General features: G+C 70.5%; 16 protein-coding genes and 3 pseudogenes. 17 read left to right on the plus strand and 2 right to left on the minus strand.

From position 1 onward, the window contains the following. Positions 1 to 152: 152 nt before the first annotated feature. The 17 genes and pseudogenes from QQY66_RS25695 to QQY66_RS25775 all read left to right on the plus strand — a co-directional run bounded on the left by QQY66_RS25695 (position 153) and on the right by QQY66_RS25775 (position 20,508). Positions 153 to 1,007, plus strand: a complete 855-nt coding sequence (locus QQY66_RS25695) for a carbohydrate ABC transporter permease (RefSeq protein WP_301982667.1) — start codon at positions 153 to 155, stop codon at positions 1,005 to 1,007. After that, entirely contained in the window at positions 1,004 to 1,906 is a 903-nt protein-coding gene (locus QQY66_RS25700; RefSeq protein ID WP_301982668.1) for a carbohydrate ABC transporter permease, read from the plus strand. The genes QQY66_RS25695 and QQY66_RS25700 overlap by 4 nt, the downstream gene beginning before the upstream one ends. Positions 1,907 to 1,963: 57 nt before the next feature. After that, positions 1,964 to 3,484, plus strand: a complete 1,521-nt coding sequence (locus tag QQY66_RS25705; RefSeq protein ID WP_301982669.1) for an alpha-N-arabinofuranosidase — start codon at positions 1,964 to 1,966, stop codon at positions 3,482 to 3,484. Between the two features lie 94 nt (positions 3,485 to 3,578). Continuing rightward, on the plus strand, positions 3,579 to 5,624 hold the full coding sequence (locus tag QQY66_RS25710; protein ID WP_301982670.1) for an RICIN domain-containing protein: 2,046 nt from the start codon (positions 3,579 to 3,581) through the stop codon (positions 5,622 to 5,624). Between the two features lie 62 nt (positions 5,625 to 5,686). Further along, positions 5,687 to 7,374, plus strand: a pseudogene (gene araB, locus QQY66_RS25715) (ribulokinase). A 23-nt stretch (positions 7,375 to 7,397) separates the two neighbouring features. After that, positions 7,398 to 8,915, plus strand: coding sequence for an L-arabinose isomerase (gene araA / locus QQY66_RS25720; protein ID WP_301982671.1), 1,518 nt, complete (start codon positions 7,398 to 7,400; stop codon positions 8,913 to 8,915). 14 nt (positions 8,916 to 8,929) lie between these two features. Further along, positions 8,930 to 9,664 (plus strand): L-ribulose-5-phosphate 4-epimerase AraD, encoded by a 735-nt coding sequence (araD, locus tag QQY66_RS25725; RefSeq protein WP_301982672.1) that lies wholly within the window; start codon positions 8,930 to 8,932, stop codon positions 9,662 to 9,664. Between the two features lie 107 nt (positions 9,665 to 9,771). Next, the gene (locus QQY66_RS25730; protein ID WP_301987490.1) at positions 9,772 to 9,972 is read left to right on the plus strand and encodes a VOC family protein; all 201 of its coding nucleotides are present in this window, start codon (positions 9,772 to 9,774) and stop codon (positions 9,970 to 9,972) included. Between the two features lie 489 nt (positions 9,973 to 10,461). Then, a complete protein-coding gene (locus tag QQY66_RS25735; RefSeq protein ID WP_301982673.1) occupies positions 10,462 to 11,748 on the plus strand; it encodes an esterase family protein in 1,287 nt (428 codons plus the stop codon). A 101-nt stretch (positions 11,749 to 11,849) separates the two neighbouring features. Next, positions 11,850 to 11,954, plus strand: a pseudogene (locus tag QQY66_RS25740) (integrase core domain-containing protein); the annotation flags it as partial. A gap of 676 nt (positions 11,955 to 12,630) precedes the next feature. Then, a complete protein-coding gene (locus tag QQY66_RS25745; RefSeq protein ID WP_301987492.1) occupies positions 12,631 to 12,909 on the plus strand; it encodes a hypothetical protein in 279 nt (92 codons plus the stop codon). Further along, positions 12,906 to 13,304 (plus strand): PIN domain-containing protein, encoded by a 399-nt coding sequence (locus tag QQY66_RS25750; RefSeq protein ID WP_301982674.1) that lies wholly within the window; start codon positions 12,906 to 12,908, stop codon positions 13,302 to 13,304. The genes QQY66_RS25745 and QQY66_RS25750 overlap by 4 nt, the downstream gene beginning before the upstream one ends. 146 nt (positions 13,305 to 13,450) lie before the next feature. Beyond that, a pseudogene (locus QQY66_RS25755) lies at positions 13,451 to 13,706 on the plus strand (FCD domain-containing protein); the annotation flags it as partial. A gap of 254 nt (positions 13,707 to 13,960) precedes the next feature. After that, complete coding sequence (locus QQY66_RS25760; RefSeq protein ID WP_301982675.1) at positions 13,961 to 15,769, plus strand: S8 family serine peptidase; 1,809 nt, start codon at positions 13,961 to 13,963, stop codon at positions 15,767 to 15,769. Then, on the plus strand, positions 15,706 to 16,461 hold the full coding sequence (locus QQY66_RS25765; RefSeq protein ID WP_301982676.1) for a hypothetical protein: 756 nt from the start codon (positions 15,706 to 15,708) through the stop codon (positions 16,459 to 16,461). Before QQY66_RS25760 ends, QQY66_RS25765 begins: the two co-directional genes overlap by 64 nt. After that, the gene (locus QQY66_RS25770) at positions 16,458 to 17,102 is read left to right on the plus strand and encodes a hypothetical protein (RefSeq protein WP_301982677.1); all 645 of its coding nucleotides are present in this window, start codon (positions 16,458 to 16,460) and stop codon (positions 17,100 to 17,102) included. The genes QQY66_RS25765 and QQY66_RS25770 overlap by 4 nt, the downstream gene beginning before the upstream one ends. Positions 17,103 to 17,232: 130 nt before the next feature. Continuing rightward, the gene (locus QQY66_RS25775; RefSeq protein WP_301982678.1) at positions 17,233 to 20,508 is read left to right on the plus strand and encodes a S8 family serine peptidase; all 3,276 of its coding nucleotides are present in this window, start codon (positions 17,233 to 17,235) and stop codon (positions 20,506 to 20,508) included. A 137-nt stretch (positions 20,509 to 20,645) separates the two neighbouring features. Here QQY66_RS25775 and QQY66_RS25780 read toward each other — a convergent pair whose 3' ends face one another. Then, positions 20,646 to 23,066 (minus strand): S8 family serine peptidase, encoded by a 2,421-nt coding sequence (locus QQY66_RS25780; RefSeq protein ID WP_301982679.1) that lies wholly within the window; start codon positions 23,064 to 23,066, stop codon positions 20,646 to 20,648. A gap of 107 nt (positions 23,067 to 23,173) precedes the next feature. Continuing rightward, on the minus strand, positions 23,174 to 23,740 hold the full coding sequence (locus tag QQY66_RS25785) for a protease inhibitor I9 family protein (RefSeq protein WP_301982680.1): 567 nt from the start codon (positions 23,738 to 23,740) through the stop codon (positions 23,174 to 23,176). Positions 23,741 to 23,828: the final 88 nt, after the last annotated feature.

Below are 23,828 nucleotides of genomic sequence, written 5' to 3' on the forward strand. Positions count from 1 at the left end.
GTCCTGCCCTCGGGCACCACACCCAGGAGATCGCTCATGTCGTCCAGCAGAAAGCCCCAGCTCCGTTCCGTCCGCCGGACCACGGTCGCGGCGACCTCCGCCGCCCTCGCCGGCGTGCTCCTCGCGGCCTGCGGCGGCGGCGGCACAAGGGCATGGGCCTGCTGCTGGTCAGCCCGTTCCTCCTGCTCTTCCTGGCCTTCCTGGTGGCCCCGCTGTGCTACGCCTTCTGGCTGAGCCTGCGCACCTCCACCCTGGTCGGCGGCGACCACTTCAGCTGGTTCGCCAACTACCAGCAGACCTTCAGCGACCCGCAGTTCCTGTCCGGCGTGCGCAGAGTCGTCGTCTTCGGTGTGGTCCAGATCCCAGTGATGCTCGGCTTCGCCCTGCTCGGAGCGCTGATCATCGACGAGGTGACCAGCAGGCTCGCCAAGGTCTTCCGGATGACCCTGTTCATGCCGTACGCCGTGCCCGCGGTGATCGGCGCGCTGATGTGGGGCTTCCTCTACAGCCCGACCTTCGGCCCGGTGAACTCGATCAGCGACTCGCTCGGCCTCGGCAAGGTCGACCTGCTGTCGCACGGTCTGATGCTGACCTCGCTCGGCAACATCGTGACCTGGCAGTGGACCGGCTACAACATGATTGTCCTGTACGCCGCCCTCCAGGGCCTGCCCCGCGAGGTCTACGAGGCGGCGAAGCTCGACGGCGCCGGCCAGCTCCAGACGGCCCTGCGCATCAAGGTCCCGATGATCTCCTCGGCGCTGGTGCTCACTCTGATGTTCACCCTCATCGGCACCCTGCAGTTCTTCACCGAGCCGCGGGTCCTGGAGAAGACCGCCTCCTCGGTGATCACCCCGGACTACACACCGAACCTGTACGCCTACAACCTGGCGTTCCAGTACTCGGAGTTCAACTACTCCGCCGCCATCTCCTTCTCCCTCGGAGCGGTGGTCTTCATCGGCTCCTACATCTTCCTGTTCGCCACGCGCAAGAGGAGCGGACTGAAGTGACCACCGTCGCCGCAACCGCCGTCACCGCCGTCCCGGCCACCGGCCGTCGCCCGTCCGCCGCGCGCGGACGCGTCACCGTCAACGTGGTGATGGTGGCGATGATCCTGTACTTCCTGCTGCCGTTCTGGTGGCTGGTCGTCGCCGCCACCAAGGGCAACGACGCGCTGTTCTCCACCGCCGCCCTCTGGTTCCACTCGCCGGGCTCCTTCTTCACCAACCTCCAGCAGCTGTTCACCTACAACGGCGGCGAGTACCTGCGCTGGATGGGCAACACCGCGATCTACGCCGGTGTCAGCGGCGTCGGCGCCACCGCCGTGGCGACCCTCGCGGGCTACGCCTTCGCCAAGTACCGCTTCCCCGGCCGGAACCTGCTCTTCTCCAGCCTCCTCGGCGCCATAATGGTGCCCGCCACCGCGCTGGCCATCCCCACCTATCTGCTGCTGAGCAAGGTGGCGCTGACCAACACCATGTGGGCGGTCATCCTGCCCCAGCTGCTCAACCCCTTCGGCGTCTACCTCGTACGGGTCTACGTCCAGGAGTCCCTGCCGGACGAGCTGCTGGAGGCGGCCCGCATGGACGGGGCCGGTGAGCTGCGCGTGCTGTGGTCGGTGGCGCTGCCGACGCTGAAGCCGGCGCTCGTCACCGTGCTGCTGTTCTCCATGGTCGGCACCTGGAACAACTTCTTCCTGCCACTGGTCATGCTCAACGACGACAGGCTGTTCCCGCTCACCGTCGGCCTGCAGTCCTGGTACGAGGGAGCGATGATCCAGTCGGGCGCCAACGCGCTGTTCACCCTGGTCATCGCGGGCTCCCTGGTGGCGATCCTGCCACTGATCGTCACCTTCCTGCTCCTCCAGCGGTACTGGCGCGGCGGGTTGACCGTCGGAAGCCTCAAGTGACCTGACGGGCCTGCCCGTTCTTCCTCTTCTTCTTGCGCACATCCCGGAGCGACCTTCATGCTGCACGCCTCCCTGACCGTCGACCCCGCCTTCCGCGTCGCCGACGTGAGTCCCCGTACCTTCGGTTCCTTCGTCGAGCACATGGGCCGCTGTGTCTACACCGGCATCTACGAGCCCGGCCATCCGCTCGCCGACGAGGACGGCCTGCGCCGTGACGTCCTGGACCTGGTGCGTGAGCTGGGCGTGACCGCTGTGCGCTATCCCGGCGGCAACTTCGTCTCCGGCTTCCGCTGGGAGGACAGTGTCGGCCCGGTCACCGAACGCCCCACCCGCCTCGACCTCGCCTGGCACAGCACCGAGACCAACGCCTTCGGCCTGCACGAGTTCCACCGCTGGGCCCAGAAGGCCGGCGTCGAGCCGATGATGGCCCTCAACCTCGGCACGCGGGGCGTCGCCGAGGCCCTGGACCTGCTGGAGTACAGCAACCACCCGGGTGGCACCGCCTGGTCCGACCAGCGGATCAAGAACGGCGCCCCGGACCCGTTCGGCATCCGCATGTGGTGCCTGGGCAACGAGATGGACGGCCCCTGGCAGACCGGCCACAAGACCGCCCAGGAGTACGGCCGTATCGCCGCCGAGACCGCCCGCGCGATGCGCATGATCGACCCGAAGCTGGAACTGGTCGCCTGCGGCAGCTCCAGCTCCGCGATGCCGACCTTCGGCGCCTGGGAGGCCACCGTCCTGGAGGAGGCGTACGACCAGGTCGACTACATCTCCTGCCACGCCTACTACGAGGTGCTCGACGGCGACCTCGGCAGCTTCCTGGCCTCCGGCGTCGACATGGACCACTTCGTCGACTCGGTGGTGGCCACCGCCGACCACATCCGGGCCAAGCTGCGCCGCAAGAAGCGGATCAACCTCTCCTTCGACGAGTGGAACGTCTGGTACAACACCCGTTTCGAGGCGCAGGAGAAGCCCACCGAGTGGGCCGTCGCCCCGCGCGTGATCGAGGACGAGTACAACGTCGCCGACGCCGTCGTGGTCGGCGGGCTGCTGATCAGCCTGCTGCGGCACAGCGACCGGGTCACCGCCGCCTGCCTCGCCCAGCTCGTGAACGTCATCGCCCCGATCCGCAGCGAGGCGGGGGGCCCGAGCTGGCGGCAGACCACCTTCCACCCCTTCGCCCAGGCGGCCCGCCATGCGCGCGGCACGGTCCTGCGCGTGGAGCCGCTGGCGCCGACGTATGAGACGGAACGTTTCGGCGAGGTCTCCGTCGTCGATGCCGTGGCCACGCACCTCGCGGAGGCGGACGGCGCCGACGAGCTCACCGTCTTCGCCGTCAACCGGCACCAGAGCGAGAACGTCGAACTCGCCCTCGACCTGCGGGCGTTCCCCGGCTACACGCCGGTCGAGCACTCGGTGCTGAGCGACCCCGACATCCGCGCCGCCAACACCCAGGACGACCCCGACCGGGTCCGCCCGTACCCCGCAGACACCGGTCCCGTCGCCGACGGCCGTCTCACCGCGAGCCTGCCGCCGGTCTCCTGGAACGTCATCCGGCTGCGCCGCGCCGGCTGACCCACCCCCTCGGACACCCGCCGTTCCTTGTTCTCCCGGAGAGCGGCGGGCCCCGCACCACCCCCTCTTCCCGGACATCCCTTGGGAGCCGCCCATGTCCACCACCAGGGAAGGCGCCAGACACGGCGCCCTGCCCCGCACTCAGGCGATCACCCTGCTGCTGGCCCTGCTCGCAGCCGCCGTCGCCCTCGTCCTGCCCGCCGCCGGCCCGGCGCACGCGATCTCACGCGCCTCGCAGACCATGTACACCCCGCCGTCGAACGCCCCGTCCCCCGGCTCGCTCTACCCGCGCGCCGTGCGCCTGCAGCACAGCGGATCCTCCGACGGCACCCTGCTCGCCACGTTCGAGCAGTACAGCTCGGGCACCCCGGTCTTCCCGATCTACCGCAGCACCGACAACGGCAGCAGCTGGACGCAGATCTCCAGCATCACCGACACGCACAACGGCTTCGGCATGCGCTACCAGCCGTTCCTGTACGAACTCCCCACCGCCGTCGGCAACTTCCCGGCGGGCACGATCCTCGCCGCCGGCAACTCCATCCCCAGCGACCTGTCCTCGACCGAGCTGGACCTGTACGCCAGCACCGACCACGGCGCCAGCTGGTCCTACGTCAGCACCATCGCCACCGGCGGCAAGGCCGACCCCACGAACGGCCAGACGCCGGTCTGGGAGCCGTTCCTGATGGTCTCCGGCTCCAAGCTGATCGTGTACTACTCCGACCAGCGTGACCCCAACAACGGCCAGAAGATCGTGCACCAGGTCAGCACGGACGGCCTGACCTGGGGTTCCGTGGTGAACGACGTCGCCACCTCGACCTACAGCGACCGTCCGGGCATGCCGGTGGTCGCGAAGCTCCCCAACGGCAACTACGTGATGACGTACGAGTTCTGGGGCGCCCCCGAGGGCGGCTTCGCCGTCTACTACAAGATCTCCTCCGACCCGGAGGCCTTCGGCTCGGCGACCGGCATCGCCCTCAAGGCGACCGACGGAACGGTGCCCACCAGCTCGCCGTACATCACCTGGCTGCCGACCGGCGGCGCCAACGGCACCCTGGTGGTCAGCGCCAACAGCACCGACGACCTGTTCCTGAACACCCAGAACGGCGCGGCCGGTCAGTGGACGCGCATCGCCTCCACCGTCCCCGGCGGCTACAGCCGCGGTCTGCTCCCGCTCGCCGACGGCCACAGCCTGCTGGTCCTCAGCGGCGGCCACCTGACCAGCACCGGCCGCAACCCGGTCAGCTACGGCACCATCGACCTGGGCGGCGGCATCTCGGACGGCGCCACGTACACCATGTCCAACGCCAACAGCCACCTGATGCTGACGATCGTCGGCGGTTCCACGACCAGCGGCGTGGGCGCCACCCAGCAGAACGTCGACAACGCCACCGACCAGCAGTGGAAGTTCGTCCAGCAGACCTCCGGCTACTTCAAGATCTTCAACGTGGCCAGTGGCAAGGTCCTGGGCGTGCAGAACCAGTCCACCGCCAACGGCGCCAAGGTCCTGCAGTGGGACGACGACGGCACCCTCGACCACGAGTGGGCGATCGCCCCGAACCCGGCGGGCGGTTTCACCGCCACCAACCGGATCAGCAGCAAGTACCTGGAGATCCCCAGCGCCTCCACCACCGTCGGCACCGCCGCCGGGCAGTGGTCCGACACCGGCTGCGCCTGCCAGCGGTGGGTTCTCACCCAGACCGCCCTGCCCACCCTGTCCACCGGCCAGTACCGGCTGGTCAACAAGAACAGCGGCAAGTTCCTGGAGATCCCCGGCGCCTCCACCACGGTGGGCAAGCAGGCGGGCCAGTGGGTGAACACCGCCAACAACTGCCAGCTGTGGACGTTCCAGTCGCAGAGCGGCGGGGCGTGGACCGTGAAGAACGTCAACAGCGGTCTGTTCCTCGACAACAACGGCTCGACCTCGGCCGGCGCCGCCGTCGTCCAGAACTCGTCGTCGGGGGCGAACTCCCAGAAGTGGACGCTCACCGACGCGGGAGGCGGCTACTTCAAGCTCGTCAACTCCGCCAGCGGCCTGGTGGCGGACGTCGCCTCCGCCTCCACCGCCAACGGCGCGCTGATCGTCCAGTCGGCGGACAACGGCGCCGATGACGAACTGTGGCAGGTCGTGCGGGTCAACTGACCCGCCAGGGGGCCCGGTCGCGGCCGGGCCCCCGCGCGCCTGTCCGACATCCCGAACGATGACTGTCATACCGAACGAAAGAGGTGGGTCGCCCCGTGTCTGAAGAACCCTGTGTCGTGGGCGTCGACTTCGGAACCCTGTCCGGCCGTGCCGTGGTGGTACGGGTCAGCGACGGCGCGGAACTGGCGTCGGCGGAGCACGTCTACGCCCACGCCGTCCTCGACCGGAGCCTGCCCGACGGCACCCGGCTGCCCCCCGACTGGGCCCTGCAGGTGCCCTCGGACTACATCGACGTGCTGCGAGGCGCCGTACCCGAGGCGCTGACGCGGGCGGGAGTGCGGCCGGAGCAAGTCATCGGCATCGGCACCGACTTCACCGCCTGCACGGTCCTGCCGGTCCTCGCCGACGGCACACCGCTGTGCGAACTCCCCGGCCTGGAGATCCGCCCGCACGCCTACGTCAAGCTGTGGCGCCACCATGCCGCCCAGGGCCAGGCCGACCGGATCAACACGCTGGCCGCCGAGATGAAGGAGCCGTGGCTTGAGCGGTACGGCGGGAAGATCTCCTCGGAGTGGGAGTTCGCCAAGGCGCTCCAGGTCCTGGAGGAGGACCCCGAGATCTACCGGCGCACCGAGCGGTGGCTGGAGGCGGCCGACTGGATCGTGTGGCGGCTCTGCGGCACGTACGTCCGCAACGCCTGCACAGCCGGTTACAAGGGCCAGTACAGGACGGCACTTACCCCTCCCGGGACTATCTCGCCGCCCTGAACACGGACTTCGCCGACTTCGTGACCGACAAGCTGGACCATCCCATCGGTCAACTCGGCGATTCGGCCGGGGTGTTGACGGCCGAGGCCGCCGCCTGGACCGGGCTGCCGGAAGGCATCACGGTCTGTGTCGGCAACGTCGACGCCCATGTCACCGCCCCGGCGGCGTTCGCCGTGGAACCCGGCCAGATGGTCGCCATCATGGGCACCTCCACCTGCCATGTGATGAGCTCCGACCAGCAGGGTGCCGTGCCCGGCATGTGCGGGGTCGTGGACGGCGGCATCCTCCCCGGGCTGTGGGGCTACGAGGCAGGGCAGAGCGGTGTCGGCGACATCTTCGGCTGGTTCGTCCGCACGGGCCTGCCCGCCGAGTACGCGGAGCGTGCCGCCGCGGCCGGCCAGACCCCGCACGAGTACCTGACCGCCCTCGCGGCCGGACAGAAGGTCGGCGAACACGGCCTCCTCGCCCTCGACTGGCACAGCGGCAACCGCTCCGTCCTGGTCGACCACGACCTCAGCGGCCTGCTCATCGGCCAGACGCTCTCCACCCGCCCCGAGGACGTCTACCGCGCCCTGCTCGAGTCCACCGCTTTCGGCACCCGCACCATCATCGACGCCTTCGAGTCCGCCGCCGTACCGGTGACGGAACTGATCATCGCGGGCGGCCTGACGAAGAACGCCCTCCTCATGCAGATCTACGCCGACGTCACCCGCCGCCCGCTGAGCATCATCGGCTCGACCCAGGGCCCGGCCCTCGGCGCCGCGATGCACGCCGCCGTCGCCGCCGGGGCGTACCCCGACATCCGTGCCGCGGCCCACGCCATGGGCAGGGTCCACCGCCGGGTCTACCTGCCGGACCCGCAGCGCGCGGCGGCCTACGAGCGCCTCTACTCCGAATACCGCGTGCTGCACGACTACTTCGGCCGCGGCACCAACGACGTCATGCACCGCCTGCGCCGCATCCGCGCGGAAGCCTCTGCCTGAGCCACTGTGAAAGGAACCCCCTCATGACCACTTCCGAAAGGCCCTACGACAGCCAGGAGATCTGGTTCCTCACCGGAAGCCAGGGCCTGTACGGCGACGACGTGCTGCGCCAGGTCGCCGACCAGTCCAGAAGCATTTCCGAGACCCTCGGCCGCCCCGGGAAAGTCCCGGTCAGGATCGTGTGGAAGCCGGTTCTCACCGACGCCGAGTCGATCCGCCGGATGTGCCAGGAGGCGAGCGCCTCCGACGCCTGCGTCGGCGTGATCGTGTGGATGCACACCTTCTCCCCGGCGAAGATGTGGATCGCCGGACTGAGCGCGCTGGACCGGCCGTTGCTGCATCTGCACACCCAGTACAACCTGTCGCTGCCCTGGCCGAGCATCGACATGAACTTCATGAACCTCAATCAAGCCGCCCACGGCGACCGGGAGTTCGGGCACATCGAGTCCCGCGTCGGCGTCGACCGCAAGATCGTCGCCGGTCACGCGACCGACCCGAGGGTGATCCGGCGCGTCGCCGCCTGGGCCCGTGCCGCCGTCGGCCGCCAGGCCTCGCGGACCCTGCGGCTGGCCCGCTTCGGCGACAACATGCGCGATGTCGCCGTGACCGAGGGCGACAAGGTGGAGGCCCAGCTGCGGTTCGGCTTCTCCGTCAACACCTACGCCGTCAACGACCTGGTCGCCGTCGTGGACCAGGTCGAGGACAAGGCGGCCACCGAACTCGCCGCCGAGTACGTCGAGTCGTACGAGGTCGTCCCGGCCCTGCGCCCCGGCGGCATCCGCCACGACTCGCTGCTGTATGCGGCCCGCCTCGAACTCGGCCTGCGCGCCTTCCTGACGGAGGGCGGCTTCACCGCCTTCACCACCAACTTCGAGGACCTCGGCGGCCTGCGCCAGCTGCCCGGCCTCGCCGTCCAGCGCCTGATGGCCGACGGCTACGGCTTCGGCGGCGAAGGAGACTGGAAGACCTCCGCCCTGCTGCGCACCATGAAGGTCATGGGCCTCGAACAGCCTGGCGGCACCACCTTCATGGAGGACTACACCTACCACCTCGGCCCCGGCACCCCGCGCGTCCTGGGCGCCCACATGCTGGAGGTCTGCCCCTCCGTGGCCGCCGACCGCCCCCGCTGCGAGATCCACCCCCTGTCCATCGGCGGCCGCGAGGACCCGGTCCGCCTGGTCTTCAACGCCTCCGAGGGGCCCGCCGTGGTCGTCGGCCTCTCCGACCTCGGCGACCGCTTCCGCCTCACGGCCAACGCCGTCGACGTCGTCGCCCCGAGCGAATCGCTGCATCGCCTGCCGGTCGCCCGCGCCGTATGGAAGCCACGTCCGTCCCTGGCGGAATCGGCGGAGAGCTGGCTGCTCGCCGGCGCCCCGCACCACACCGTGCTCAGCTCGGCGGTCGGCGTCGAGACCCTGACCGACTACGCCGCCATGACCGGCGTCGAACTGCTCACGATCGACGAGAACACCACCACCGAGCAGTTCGGCAAGGAAATCCGCTGGAACGCCGCCTACCACCGCCTCGCCCAGGCCCTGTGACGAAGGAGACCACGATGACCACAGTTGTCCGGGAGGGCCTGCGCCGAGAGGTACTGGAGGCGAACCTCGCCATCCCCCAGGTCGGCCTGGCGACCCTGACCTGGGGAAACGTCAGCGGGGTCGACCGCGAGGCGGGCGTGTTCGTCATCAAGCCTTCCGGGGTCCCCTACGCGGCCCTGACCATCGACGACCTGGTGACGGTCCGCCTGTCCGACGGCGCGGTGGTCGGGGGCGACCTGCGCCCCTCCACCGACACCGAGACCCACCGCTGCCTGTACCTGGCGTTCCCGTCCGTCGGCGGCGTGACCCACACCCACTCCACCCACGCGGTCGCCTTCGCCCAGGCCCGCCGCGACATCCCCGTCCTCGGCACCACCCACGCCGACACCTTCAACGGCCCCGTCCCCTGCACCCCCGACCTCACCGCCGAGCAGTGCGCGAAGGACTACGAGTACAACACCGGCCACGTCATCGTGGACCTCCTCGACGGCGACGACCAGCGGGCCGTCGAGGTCCCCGCCGCCCTCGTCGCGGGCCACGGCCCCTTCACCTGGGGCGCCACCGCCCGCAAGTCCCTGGAACACGCGATCATCTGCGAGGCGGTCGCCGACATCGCCCTCCACACCATGTCCCTCTCACCGACGACACCGCCACCCCGTCACCTCCTGGAGCGCCACTACACCCGCAAACACGGCCCCGACGCCTACTACGGCAATCCGACGACCCCGACGACCCCGGCTACCCGGTGACGGCGATGCACAGAAGCCGCGTATACGCCGTACTGATCGACACACCCGAAGACCCGAAGCCGAGGCCGCCCGGGCAGCGGACTTCTGGTCGGCAGCTCTCGGTGTGACTGCCCAACCGTTTCCACCTCGACATCGAGACCGACAACGTCGAATCGGAAACCGCTCGCCTGATCGCCCTGGGCGCCGAGCAGATTTCACAGTGGCAGGAGTGCTGCGTGCTACGAGTGCCTGGCGGTCATCTGCTGTGCGTACTACCTGTGGAGAGCGACCCCGACACGTTCCGGGCACAGGCCCACGTCTGGCCATGACGAAAACTCGAGCGGTCTCGGGCGGCCGGCCCAGCCGCTGAGGTGGCCTTGCCCGAGCTGCGGGAGGGCTGCCTGATGGCCAACGGCAAGGGCGGGCGCCGCCGTTTCGGCGCGAGAGAAGGCCGCGTTGATCTACCAGCACTCCTACGACGACCGACAGCAGGAAGTTGCAGCCGGCCTCGATGCGTCCGTACGCAAGGCACGCCAGCAAGCTGCTGCATGCTTGGACGGCTGCGGGGCTGCCGACCTGCACGGATTTGTCGTGGGGTTGCCGTGGCACAGGCTCGGTTGCACCGCTGTTGGCCGTGGTTGTCCGCTCTGAAGGGCACGGCTGGGGCACCGTCGTCGGCGCCGCCCGCGAAGATCGGGGCGGTGCTGAGAGCCTGCTTCTTTATCCCTTTTGCGTTCTCTGGGGAACGTAGAGGACTCCGCAACCCTCCTTCTGTGTGAAGGAAACCGTACAGGCAGGGAAATCAGGGATCGAGTGGCATGGGTTTGACGAGCGAGACGACCGTGTATGTGATGGCGGCCCTCGCCGTCATCTGTGTGGCACTGCTGGTCGTGCTGTGGCCACGGTTCGCCCAGCAGGGGCTACGGCAGGTGCTCGGAAGACTGGCGGCCATCGTGATGACCCAGGTGGTGATCATCGCGGCGTTCGCGTGCTGGCTGAACTCGTCGTACCAGTTCTTCGGATCGTGGGGCGAACTCTTCGGTCACGTCGAGACGGCTCCCATCGGAGTGACACAGGCGGGGGCCAACGGTGCCGGCACGGTGGACGGCGTCGCCGTGAAGGGGGCGCTGGTACGGCCCGCCCCCGACGAACAGTTGAGCCGGGTCAGCGGACTGCCCACCGGCCCCGCCGCGGTGAACGGACGAGTGGAGTCCGTGAAGGTCATCGGCCGCCGCACGGGGGTGGTCGACCCGGCATTCGTCTACTTGCCGCCGCAGTACTTCCAGAAGGCGTACCAGCGGCAGCGCTTCCCGGTGATCGTCGCGCTCAGCGGTTACCCGGGCAGCATCTTCAACCTCGCGCAGTATCTGCGGGTGTCACAGACCGCCGGAGAGCTGCAGAAGAGCGGCCAGATGCAGCCGACCATCATGGTCATGATCCGGCCGACGATCGCTCCACCGCGCGACACCGAGTGTGTGGACGTACCGGGGGGCCCGCAGACCGAGACGTTCCTGGCCAAGGATCTCCCCGACGCCCTGAAGTCCGCCTACCGGGTGGGCCATGACGCCAGTGCCTGGGGTGTCATGGGCTATTCCTCCGGCGGCAGTTGCGCCCTGCAGCTGACGATGCGCGATCCGCAGGTGTACACGACGGCCGCCGCCCTGTCGCCCGACTACAAGGTCAAGGACGATCCGACGACCGGCAATCTCTTCGGCAGCGGGCCGGGCCGCGTCAACCGGATAAACGGCCACGACCTGATGTGGAGGCTCAAGCACCTGCCCGCCCCCCAGGTCTCCGTCCTGGTCGCCGACAGCAAGCACGGTGAGCGGGGCTACCCGCAGACGCTGGCCTTCATCAAGGCCGTCAAGGCACCGATGCGTGTCGCCTCGATCCTGCCCGGGCACGGCAGCCACAACTTCCCGACCTGGGTACGGGAGATGCCCCCCGCACTGAAGTGGATGAACCAGCAGCTGACGTTTCCCCAGGACGTCGTGCCCCGCCACCACAAGAAGAAGACGGTGATCGCTGCCCGGCCCGGAACCGACCAGGACCCCCTGCGCGCCGACGGCACGGAGCCCACGCCCACCGCTACGACGCACAGGTGAAGGCTGCCGCCGCCTACCACGTCGGTGCCCGGATGCAGGCGCTGTTCTCGGCCCTGCTCCTACAGACCCTGCGGCGTGAACTCCTCGGCGACTGCGCTGCGTTCGAGAGCATCGGGGCCGCTCAGGCGGCGCTGGATGAGTGGGTGGAGGAGTACAACTGCGTGCGGCCGCATCAGGCGCTGGGCATGCGGTCTCCGGCCGACCGGTGCACGCCGGTTGCCGAGCAGGGGCGAGACGTACTGGGCCTGAGGGTGCCCGAGGTGCTCGCACTGGTGCCGCAGCACAGGACCGCCCCTGCGGAGCCGGATCCGGCCGAAGCTGTGGTTGGTGTGGCTGCTGAGCCTGAGGCGGTCTCGGTGGCAGGGCCGGTGGAGCACGGTGGGCCGGTGGAGTTCGAGCGGGCGGTGCCTGCGAGTGGGAATCTGCAGGTCGCGGGCAAGCAGTTCTGGCTGGGCCCGGCCCGGTCGGGCCTGACGGTGACCTTCTGGGCCGACACGCAGGTGATCCATTCGCTGATCGCCGGGGCGCGCATCAAGTCGGTGCGTCGCACCTGTCGGTGGCGTACCTGGCCCCGCTGGCCGGGGACGCAGCCGCGTTCGAGGTGGACCGGAGGGTGAACAACCCCGGGCTGCTGGGCCTGGGTGGGCGCCAGGTGCTGGCGGCGGAGATCCTCGGCGGCGCCGGGTGAGCGTCCGCATCGACGAGGCCACGCTGTCGTTCCTCGACCCGTCCTCGCGGGAGCTGCTGCGGGTGCGGCCCGACCCGCTCACCAGCGATGAGGTGCAGCGGCAGCAGCTTGGCCCGGATCTTGTGTCGGGTGGATGGGGCCAGCCCCTGCGGAGTGGTGGGCACTATGGCATTTCTAATGCCATAGTGGGGTTCATGGACGAGGACACCGACTTCCCGCCCGGCGACGGCCCCAGCAGCGGCATTTCCGTCACATTGAGCGCCGGCACCCTGCACGCGATCCGTAAGCGGGTCGGCAAGCGAGGTGTGTCGGCGTATCTGGAGAAGGCCGCCCAGCGGCAGATCGAGAGGGACAACCTCGACGAGCTGATCGCGGGCTTCGAAGAGGTCCACGGGCCTGCCGACCCGGAGGCCGTGGCAGCGAAGCGGGCCAGGCTGACCGGGGACGCCCCCGGAGCGGGAGCCGCTGCGTGAGCGGTGCACTGGTCCTGGACAGCGAGGGACTGGCGAAGGCCGTGCAGCGGGATCGGGAGGTGCACGAGTGGCTGACGGCGGCCCGTGACGCGGACCTCCCGGTGGTCACCTCGGCCGCGGTGCTGGTGGAGGTGATCCATCCGAGGATCAACGATGCCGCGTTGCGGTGGACGCTTTCGCGTCTGCGCGTGGAGCCGGTGACCCAGGCTCTCGCCCAGTCCGCCGCCGTTCTGCTGCGTGGAGCCGGGTTGCATGGCCACAAGTACGCCATCGACGCAATGCTGTGCGCGACCGCGATGCAGCATTCGGGCCGGGTGACGATCCTGACCTCCGACGTCGAGGACATCCGCCTGCTCGCCGCCGAGCATCCGCGGGTAATGGCCGAGAAGGTCTGATCTCGTTGTGCCAGTGCGGTACTTCGGGAGTGCATGCGTTCCCGCCGCGCGGTCTTCCTGGTCGTCGTGGTGCGGACCTGGCGCGCTTCCTGTACGTGGCGGGCATTCGCCGTCTGCAACAACAAGGACCTGGATACCTCATCAGCGCCTGGTCCGAGGCCCACCGCGCCTTCCATCGCATACTGCTGGAGGGTGGCGGCACCCCTGTGCTGCTGGATGCTTTCGACCGGATGTGGACCGGCAGTGAGCTGGGCCGCCGCTGGTCGGCTCATCGCACGCCTGACCGTTGTTGCCAATGGGCATCGTCAGCTGGAGGAGGCAGCCCTGGCGCGCGACACCGACACCGCTGTCGACGTGTGGCTCAGGGGTGGCCCCGTGAGAGCTGGTTCGCACCGCTGTTGACCGCTGTTGTCCGACGTCAAGGGCACGCTGTGGGCACGGCGCCGTGACGGACGAGCCGACGGCGACCGGGGAGGCGCCTTCCAGGCTCGGCGACTGGCCGGTCATGTCGGCATGTGTGTTGGCAAGCCGGGTGACCCCCGCTGGCTCGCCGTGGTGCGGGGGACGAAGCCCCCCGGCCTCCAACCAGCAAAGATTTAGCGGGACTTGACCAGCAGCTGACCCAACGGCCGAGATCCGGTTCAATGATCAATCGGGTGACCTCGAACAGAACGGGCGCGTCTGGCGCCGTCCTGGCAACCATCTGTGTCCTCCTCCTGGGCGTCGGTCCGGCGCCCACCGCCGCGGCGGCCGCACGTGCCTCCACCGCCTCCCAGCGCGTCATCGTGGTGATGCGCGACCAGCATCCGAATCTGCTCTCTCGCGCCAGATCCGCGCAGCGGGCAAGCGCCCTCGACGCCGACCAACTCCCGCTGATCCGCGCGTTGAAGGACGGCGGCGCCCGGAGTCTGTCCCGCCTGAAGACCGTCAACGCCGTCACCGCGATGGTGTCGCCCGCCGAGCGGGCCCGCCTGGCCGCGAACCCGGATGTGGCGGCCGTCTTACCCGACCGCCGAATCCCGGCCCTCCGCGCCGGCACCGCGCGGTCCGCGGCCCGGTCGGCCGTCCGGTCCGCGTCGGCGGGTGCGGCGGGGCTGTGCCCGAAGAACCCGGACCACCCCCTGGTGGAGCCCGAGGCGCTGCACCTGACCAAAGCCGACGCCGCTCAGCCACTCGCGACGGGCAAGGGCGTGAAGGTCGCCTTCTGGACCGACGGCATCGACCCGGACAACGCCGAGTTCGTCCGCCCCGATGGCAGCCGTGTCGTCACCGCCGTCCGGGACTACACCGGTGACAGTACCGAGGAACCGACCGGCGGCGGCGAGGGGTTCGGCGACGCCGGAGCCATCGCGGCGCAGGGCGCCCGGACGTACGACATGTCCAAGGAGCTGCCGTACGCCGGCCTGCCCAAGGGGTGCACGTTCCGGATCAAGGGGTTCGCGCCGGACGCCGACCTGGTCGCGCTGAAGGTCTGGGGCAGGGACGGGGGATGGCTCTCCCAGATGGCGCGCTCCATCGACGACGCGGTCTGGAAGGAGAAGGCCGACGTGATCAACGTGGGGACCGCCTTCGCCTCCCTCCCCGACACCCCCGACGATCCGATCCGGATGGCCGTCCACGCGGCGGTCGCGGCAGGCGTGACGGTGGTGGCCGGCAGCGGTGACTCGGGGACCTCCGGCACGGTCGCCGGCCCGGGCGGCGATCCCGACGTCGTCACCGTCGGTGCCACGACCGCCTTCCGGCTGGTGGGGCAGGCGTACGGCTACCAGCGGTACACCAGTGACAACATCACCGCCCTGTCGTCCGGCGGCACCACGCAGGGCAACCGGCTGGTCGACCTCGTGGCTCCGGGGCAGGCCGGCATGGCGCCCTGCACGGTCGACCCGCGCTGGACGGACTGCACACGGGACACCCTGGCCTGGGGCGGCACCAGCCAGTCGGCTCCCTTCGTGGCGGGCGCCGCGGCCGACGTCATCCAGGCCTACAAGCGCACCCACCAGGGGACACGGCCCGCACCCGACCTGGTCAAGCGCTTCCTCACCGGCACCGCGACCGACCTGAACGCCCCCGCCGACGAGCAGGGCGCCGGACTGCTGAACACCGAGGCCGCGGTCAAGGCGGCCCTGGGCAGCGGCGGCCTCGTGCCCTCCGCGGCCCAGCTGAACGTCACCGGAGCGGCGGGCAGTTCGCACACCGACACCGTGCGACTGACCAACACCGGAACCCGGCCGCAACGGGTCACCATGACCTCGCGCGCCGTCGGCGCCGAGACCTTCCGCACCGACCGCACCGTCACCGTCGGCGACCCGCAGGACACCTCGGCCCTCGAAGGAGCCCTCGCCGCACCGCCGGTGACGTTCGACGTGCCGTCGGGCACGCCGCTGCTGAACGCGGAGATGGCGTGGCCGGGCACGGCCGGCTCGGGCAGCTCGCGCTGTTCCTGGCCGACCCGCACGGCAGGCTGACGCAGATGTCGTACGACTACGACCACACCGACTACCAGCACGTCGACGTGCACGACCCGGAACCGGGCACCTGGACGGCGAAGGTGGTGTGGAACAACGGGCGGGGCCTGCTGCAGGATCCGCCGGAGAAGCCGGGCACGTATCGCGGGCCGGTCGAACTCCGCTTCGCCGGCCGCTCTTACGCCTCGGCCGGGGTGCCCGGGCAGACGCGGACCATCCCCGCGGGCGGCACCGCCGACTTCCCCGTTCAGCTGACCCTGCCCGAGCAGGCGGGCGACGCTCCCGCGTCCCTCCGGTTCGACGCGGCGGACGGCACGCGTCTGTCGGTGCCGGTGGCGCGGCGGACGCTGCTCGGCGACTCCTTCACCGCCACCGTCACCGGCGGAGTGGGCCGCGGCGCCGGACAGATCCTCGGCTATGACCTCGACGTCCCGGCCGGCCACCGCAGCCTGACCGTCGACCTCACCGCTCAGGACCCCGACACCACGCTCGACTACTACCTCGTCGACCCCGAAGGGCAGATCACCGCCCGCGACACCAACCTCACCGGGACGGACGGCAGGACGCCCACGGCCGCGGCGAGCCTGACGGCCGACCGACCCGCCGCCGGTCGCTGGCGGTTGCTCGTCGTCGTACCCGGCGCGGTCAGCGGCAAGAACCGGCGCACACGCTCGCGCGGGGCCGTACGGTGACCGCCACCGTGCGCGTCACCAACACCGGTCCCGCCGGACGGTACGTGTTCCTCGACCCGCGCCTGGACGAGGAGACCGACCTCGCGCTGACACCGACGGACGGCTCGGCGACCATGGCGCTGCCCTACCCGAACCCCGCGTACTGGCGCGTGCCCCGGCACACCAGCCTGCTGACGGCAACCGGCACCGCCGACCAGCCCGTCGACCTGGAGATGGCCCACGCCCCCACCGTCGCACCCGACATCGTGGGCTTCGCCGGCCCCGGCGGCACAGTGACGGCCTCCCTCTCGGCCGGCCAGGTCACGCCGGGGGACTGGTATACCCAGCTCACCCCCGCGGGCCCGTTCGGCAAGGACACGCCGCCCAAGGGCACCGGTCACGTGACCCTGACGGCACGTACCCGGGCGTTCGACGCGGCCGTCACCTCCGCCACCGGCGACTTCTGGAAGCCGGGGTCCACGGTCAAGCCTGTGTTCGTCGCCTCGGGTGCCACCGTGACGCTCACGGTCACGGTGAGGCCGGCGGCCGCGCCCGGGACGACGGTGCGCGGAGTGCTGTACGTCGAGACGTACAGCCCCGGCCTCTCCGAGCGAACGGGCTCCGAACTGACCGGCATTCCGTACGCCTACACCGTCGGCTGACGCCGCCCCTCCGACCACCGGCCGCCTTGCGAAGGCCGGCCGGTCGATCGACGGGCCGCCGGCCATGGCGGCCCCAACCCCCCACCTCCCAAGGGAGACTTGCGTGCACAACAGAAGAACAGGCGGGAGCGTGAGGCGAGCCGCGCTCACCGGTTCGCTCCTGCTGAGCGTCCTCGCCCTGGGTGCCGCCCCCACGGCGGCGGCACCCGCCGGTGCGACCTCCCCCACCGCGGGCTCCGCGTCCGGCGGCGCACAGCGCGTCATCGTGCTGCTGCGCGACCAGCACCCGCACCTGTCGCCCAGGACGGAAACAGCGCAGCGCGACCGGGCGGTGTCCGGTGACCAGAAGCCGATCCTGTCGCTGCTCAGGAAGAACGGCGCCGGCCACGTCACCCGGATGAGTCTGCTCAACGCCGTCGCCGCCACGCTGAAACCATCGGCGATAGCCCGGATCCGCGCCGACCGGCAGGTCGCCGCCGTCGTGCCCGACCTGCCGCTGCCGCAGCCCCCCGACCGGGGCCCCGCGGGCACCACGGCCACCGGCGCGACGGGCTCCCCGTCCGGCACCACCGCCACCGCCTGCCCCAAGGACCCGAAGCACCCGGTCATCGAACCGGAGGCGCTGTCGCTGACGAAGACCGACACCGCCCACAAGCTGGCCACCGGCAAGGGCGTGAAGGTCGCCTTCATGGCCGACGGCATCGACGTGAACAACCCGGAGTTCGTCCGCCCCGACGGCAGCCATGTGATCACCGACTACCAGGACTTCACCGGCGCGGGAACGGACGACCACACCGACGGCCTGGAGGCGTTCGGCGACGCCAGTTCCGTGGCGGCGCAGGGCAGCCGAACGTACGACCTGGCCCAGCAACTGCCCTACGGCAAGGCGCCCAAGGGCTGCACGGTACGCATGCGTGGCTTCGCGCCGGACGCGGAGCTGATGAGCCTGAAGGTCTTCGGCGAGGACACCCCCGACTACACCTCCGGCTTCGTCCAGGCCGTCCAGTACGCGGTCGAGCACCACGCCGACGTGATCAGCCAGTCGTTCGGCATCAACTCCTACCCGGACCCGGCCACCGACCCGCTCCGACTGGCCGACCAGGCCGCCGTCGCCGCCGGGACCACGGTCGTGGCCTCCACCGGAGACTCCGGTGTCTCCGGCACCATAGGCTCCCCGGCCAGCGACCCGCAGGTGATCGGCGTCGGCGCCACCACCGCACTACGGGTGACGGCCGAGGGGCACGGCTACCGCGGCTGGACCAGCGACAACATCGCCGCCCTGTCCTCCGGGGGCACCACGCCCGGCAACAAGCTGGTCGACCTGGTGGCGCCGGGCATGGAGGGCATGGCCGCCTGCACCCCCGGCCCGCACTGGACCGGCTGCACACTGCCGACCCAGGTGTTCGGCGGCACCAGCCAGTCGGCTCCCTTCGTGGCGGGCGCGGCAGCCGACGTCATCCAGGCGTACGAGAGCACCCACGGCGGGGCGCGTCCCGCTCCCGGTCTGGTCAAGCGGGTCCTCACCGGCACGGCCACCGACCTGGGCACCCCCGCCGACGAGCAGGGCGCCGGACTGCTGAACACCGACGCCGCCGTCCGGGCTGCCCGGACCGTCGGCACGATCGGCGGGAGGGCGGACAGCACGTCCCTGATCCCCTCGGCCGGCCAGCTGGACATCACCGGGCAACCGGGCGCCACCCGGCACACCACGGTGACCCTGACCAACACCGCGAACCGGCCCCAGAAGGTCACCATGACCTCCCGCACCACCGGCTCGACGACCTTCCGTGCCGACCGCACCGTCACCGTCGGCAAGCCGCTGGGCAACACTGCCCATGGCCGGCTCGCCATCAAGCCGTTCACGGTCCAGGTGCCGAAGAACACCCCCTTCCTGGACCTGACCATGGCCTGGCCCGGCAAGGACAAGTCGGGCCATCTCATCCCGGTCCTGTTCGACCCGAAGGGCCGGCTGACGCAGGTCGGGTACGACTACGGGGGCGGCGGTCACAGCAACCACCAGTACGTCGACGTGCGGAACCCGGCTCCGGGTGACTGGACCGTCAAGGTGGTCTGGGGCGTCGGCTACGAGGGCATGCAGTACCCGGTCATGAAGCCCGGCAGCTACCGCGGCCCTCTGCACATCCAGGTCACCGGCCACCGCTGGACCTCGGCGGGCGTACCCGGACAGACCAGGACCGTCCCGTCGGGCGGTACGGCCGTCTTCCCCGTCACCGTGCCGGTCCCGCGCACGGCGGGTGACGCGCCCCTCTCCCTGCAGTTCGCCTCGGACGCCGGGGCGCGCCTGTCGCTGCCGGTGGCCCGGCGGACGCTGATCCCGGTCGACCCCGCGCGCGGTCACAGCACCTCGTTCACCGCCCGCCTCACCGGCGGCGTCGGCCGCGACGTCGGCCAGACCAACGGCTACTACCTCGACGTCCCGAAGGGGCGGCGCAACCTGACCGTCGACCTCACCGCGCAGGAAGCCGGCACCGAAGTCGTCTCCTACCTGATCAGCCCCCAGCAGCAGATCCTCGCCCGCGACAGCAACCGGACCGGCGTCAAGGGGACGACTCCGGCGAAGTACGCGAGCCTGACCGTCGACCGGCCCGCCGCCGGGCGCTGGACGCTGATCGTCGCCGTACCCGACGCCGTCAGCGGAAAGGAGATCGGCGAGCAGGTCACCGGCAGGGTCCGGCTCGACGCCGTGACCGCCACCGCGTCGGGCCTCCCGAACAGCCCGGCGCGCGTCATCAAGCGGGGCAGCAAGCTCAAGGTCACCGTGCGGGTGCCCAACCCCGGGCCGGCGAAGCGGTACTACTTCCTCGACCCGCGCCTGGCCGCCTCGGCCGACGTCTCCCTCCCGGAGATCGACGGCAAGGCCACGGTCCCGGTGAACGGAACCCAAGCGCCGCAGTGGTGGGTTCCGACGCACACCACGGCCTTGAGGGCCACGGTCACCGCGGACGTCCCCGTGGACGCGTCGCTCGTGCCCTGGTCCGGCGCGCCCGAGGTCCTGGGCGCACCGGGTCTTGGCGGAGCGTCGGTGGCCACGGCCGCCGCCGACCAACTCGCCGCGGGGCTGTGGTCCGTGCACGTCTCGCAACCCGGCCCGTACACCGGCAGCGCCGCACCCAAGGGCACGGCCAAGGTGACCGTGACCGCCACGACCCAGCCGGTCGACCCCGGGGCACAGGCGTCGACCGGCCGGTTCTGGGACTTCAGCGCGGAGGACCTGTCGCTCCCCGTGGCCGCCGGCAAGACGGGCACCATGACGCTCACGCTCGCCCCGACTGCCGCCGTCGGCACGGTCGTTCACGGCATCGTCTACGTGGACACCGACAGCGCGCTGGGCGTCGCGAACGGCTCCGAGCTCATCGGAATCCCGTACACCTACACCGTCGGCTGACCCGACCGTGGGGCCGACCGCAAGACGGTCGGCCCCACGGGCACAGAAAGCGGTCGGCTCCGCCAGGTGCGAGCATGCGAGAGGCCCCTGATCCAACGCGTCGACGCGTCGGATCAGGGGCCGTTTCGCCTGTTCGGTTACGGGGTGACCGTCAGGATCGTGGTACCGAGTGTCTCGCTGCCGTTGCGGTAGTCGACCAGGCCGAAGTAGGTGCGTCCGGCCGGGAGTCCACTCCAGGAGACGGTGACCTTGGTGCTGCTGCCCATGGTCACCGGCTGCTCCACCGGGTCGGCGGTGGCCTGCACGTCCGGCTTGGAGTCCGCGCCGATCAGCCAGGTGTGCAGGATGTACTTCTGGCTGCTGACGCCCTGCGGCAGCCCGTACTGGCTGACGTACACCGTGTACGTGCCCGGCTTGGTGAGATCGAGGTGCTCGTCGCTGCCCCCGCCGGGGTCGGAGAGGAGGTTGCCGTCCTTGTCGAACACGTACAGGTCCTCGTCACTGCCCTGGAGGAAGTCGGCGGACCGGATCGCAATGCGGGCCAGACGGATCCCCTTGGGGACGGTGACCTCGGTCCTGGCCGTGGCGGACGTCGACTTCGCCGGGTCGAAGTCCTGGTCGGTGCCGGTCAGGGTGCCGGTGTTCGTCGTACCGGCGTACAGGCCGTTCACGTCCGTGGTGAGCGTGCCGGTGACACCCGGCGTGGCGGTGAACGGCACCGAGCCGGTGGCGCCCCGGCCGGTGGCCTCGCCGGGCACCCGGATGCCCACGGCGCGCAGGGCGACGGTGCTGCGGACCTTGTGGTGGTGGTCGCTCCAGGTGACCGCGCCGAACGCCCACGTGCCGTAGGCCGCGTGGGTGCGGGTGAAAGTCACCTTGTACGTGGCCTTCCTGCCCGGCGGCACGACCAGCTTCTTCGGCGAGACCCGGGTCTTGTAGCCGGGCGGGGTCTGCACGGTGGCGGTGTAGAAACCGGTCGTGGCACTGACATTGGTGACGGTGCGGGTCACGGTCTGCTTCCCGGCGAGGCTGCCGACCGCGATCGACGCGGAGTTGAGGTCGCTCGGGTCGATCTTCTTCGCGGTGGCGCAGGCGTCGCCGCCGTCGTCCGCCGTCACCTTCTCGCCGACAGAGCAGATGTACGCCGTCCAGTCGGCGGAGGTGGAGTCGTAGACCAGACCCGGGTCGTCGGCCGTGTTCGGGACGATCTGTCCCGCGCCGTAGTCGAGCGGGGTGGCCGGGCCGGTGACATTGTCCCGGCCGATCGGCCTGCCCGCCTGGGCCCTGGTGGTCGCCGTCGTCATCAGCGCCGACTTGATCTCCATCGGGGACCAGGCCGGGTGCAGCTCCCGCAGCAGCAGGGCCAGGCCGGCCACGTGCGGTGCGGCCATCGACGTGCCGGACATGAGGCCCTGGCTGCCCGTGAGATCCCCGTCGGTGCCGCCCGCGGCGACTCCGGCGACGATGTCCAGCCCGGGCCCCGCGATGTCCGGCTTGAGCAGGTTGCCGCCGCTGTCGAGGTCCGGGCCACTGGAGGAGAAGCCGGTGATCGCCGGGGCCTGACGGTGCACGGCCCGCGCCGCGCTGAGCTTCGCGGTGGCGGCGCCGCCCGCCTGGCCGGCGTACGCCTTGACGGCCTTGCCGACGGCGGGTCCGACCTCGGAGGTGGGCACGTGGTGGGCCTCGGCGATCGCGTCGTCGGACGAGCCGGTGTAGTACAGCACCATGCCGACGCCGCCCAGCTCCTGCACCACGGCGCTCTTCTCGTCGCGGGCGATGCCGCCGAACGTGCACAGCACGATGGCGCCCTTGACCTTGGCCGGGTCCAGCGTGTCCGGCTCGCACAGCGCTGCCTGGTCCGGGGCCACGCCCTTCCTGGCGGCCTTCGCCGCGTCGACGAGCCGGCTGGAGGGCACGGCGGAGGCGCTGACGCCTATCCCGTGGTACGACGTGCCGTTGCCCAGGGTGACCGTCGTGCGGTAGGCGAGGTCGTGGCTGGAGGCCGCCACCGTGGTCACCCACGGGACCCCGTCGTCGACGTTGCCGGGCCCTTCGTTGCCCGCCGAGGCGGAGATGAACACGCCCGCTTTGGCCGCGTTGAACATCGCCATGAACGAGGGGCTGTCGGCGGGTTCGCCGTTGCCGTTGCCGACGGAGAAGTTGATGGCGTCGACTCCGTCGGCCACGGCCTTGTCGAAGGCGGCGATGGTGTCCTCGGCGGGGCACCCGGCGGCCCAGCACGCCTTGTACACCGCGATGCGGGCGGCCGGGGCGATCCCGGATATGCGGCCGGAGATGCCGCTGCTGGGCACACGGGCCGGCACGTCGTAGTCGCCGGCCGCGGTGGTCGCGGTGTGGGTGCCGTGGCCCTCGGCGTCCATCGGGGAGGCCCAGTCCTCCTTGGTGGGACTGCCGATGCCCTTCTCGAAGTACTGGGCGCCGATCACCTTGTTGTTGCAGGTGACCCGGTGCGCGGGGTCCTGGCCGGGGTCACAGCCGCCCTTCCACTTCCGGGCGATGACCGCGGTGTCGGGCCGGGGCTCCGGAAGGGCCTTCACGGACGGGTTGTGGATGTCGATCCCGGTGTCGATGACACCGATGATCAGGCCTTCGCCCGCGTTGCGCTGACCACCCGGGATCCTGGAGTACAGGCCGCCCCGGTTCTTCAGCCCGAGGAACCTGGCGGTGTCGGCCGGGGGAGGGAGCCGGTGGCGGCCGAGGTCACCGTGGCCGCCGTGGCGGCTGTACCGGCCTCGCTCTTCGTGGCGTTTGCGCCGGCTGTCGTGGCAGCGGTACCGCTCGTGGCAGCGGTACCGCTCGTGGTGGTCAGGTGCAGCATCTCGTTGCGGGTCAGTGAGACGACACCCGGGGTGCGCGCCAGTCGGGCGGCCTGAGTGGCCGTCAACTTCGCTGCGAAGCCGTTCAGTACGTACTGGTAGGTGTACGCCGGCCGGACGCCCCGCACGGCGTCCAGCACCTTGTCACGCTCCTGCTTGAGCTGACCGACGTAGTCGCGTACGGCGTCGCTCCTCGTGTCCAGCCGCCTGCCCGCCGCGGGCGCGGTGGTGGCGTTCGTGGCCACTGGCTTGTCACGAAGCTGGACGATGTAGGTACCCGCCGTGTACGTCTGCCGACCGGCGCCGGCTGACGACTTGGGTACAGGGGTGGTCGGTGCCGCCAGCGCGAGCGGGCCCGAGGCCAGAATCAGGCCGCCGACGAGGGCCGGGGCCACGAGGAAAGCGGCTCTGTTGCTGCGACGGCGGCCGGAATGTCGTTGAGACAAGGCAGTGCCTTTTCATGAGGGGTGGTCAAGTCCCGCT

Source organism: Streptomyces sp. DG2A-72 (assembly GCF_030499575.1).
Taxonomy (GTDB): domain Bacteria; phylum Actinomycetota; class Actinomycetes; order Streptomycetales; family Streptomycetaceae; genus Streptomyces.

Excerpts from the sequence above, each read along its gene's own strand:
- QQY66_RS25745 (WP_301987492.1), top strand. The coding sequence starts at position 12,631 with ATGGACGAGGACACCGACTTCCCGCCCGGCGACGGCCCCAGCAGCGGC.
- araD (WP_301982672.1), top strand. The coding sequence starts at position 8,930 with ATGACCACAGTTGTCCGGGAGGGCCTGCGCCGAGAGGTACTGGAGGCG.
- QQY66_RS25705 (WP_301982669.1), top strand. The coding sequence starts at position 1,964 with ATGCTGCACGCCTCCCTGACCGTCGACCCCGCCTTCCGCGTCGCCGAC.
- araA (WP_301982671.1), top strand. The coding sequence starts at position 7,398 with ATGACCACTTCCGAAAGGCCCTACGACAGCCAGGAGATCTGGTTCCTC.
- QQY66_RS25710 (WP_301982670.1), top strand. The coding sequence starts at position 3,579 with ATGTCCACCACCAGGGAAGGCGCCAGACACGGCGCCCTGCCCCGCACT.
- QQY66_RS25695 (WP_301982667.1), top strand. The coding sequence starts at position 153 with ATGGGCCTGCTGCTGGTCAGCCCGTTCCTCCTGCTCTTCCTGGCCTTC.
- QQY66_RS25735 (WP_301982673.1), top strand. The coding sequence starts at position 10,462 with ATGGGTTTGACGAGCGAGACGACCGTGTATGTGATGGCGGCCCTCGCC.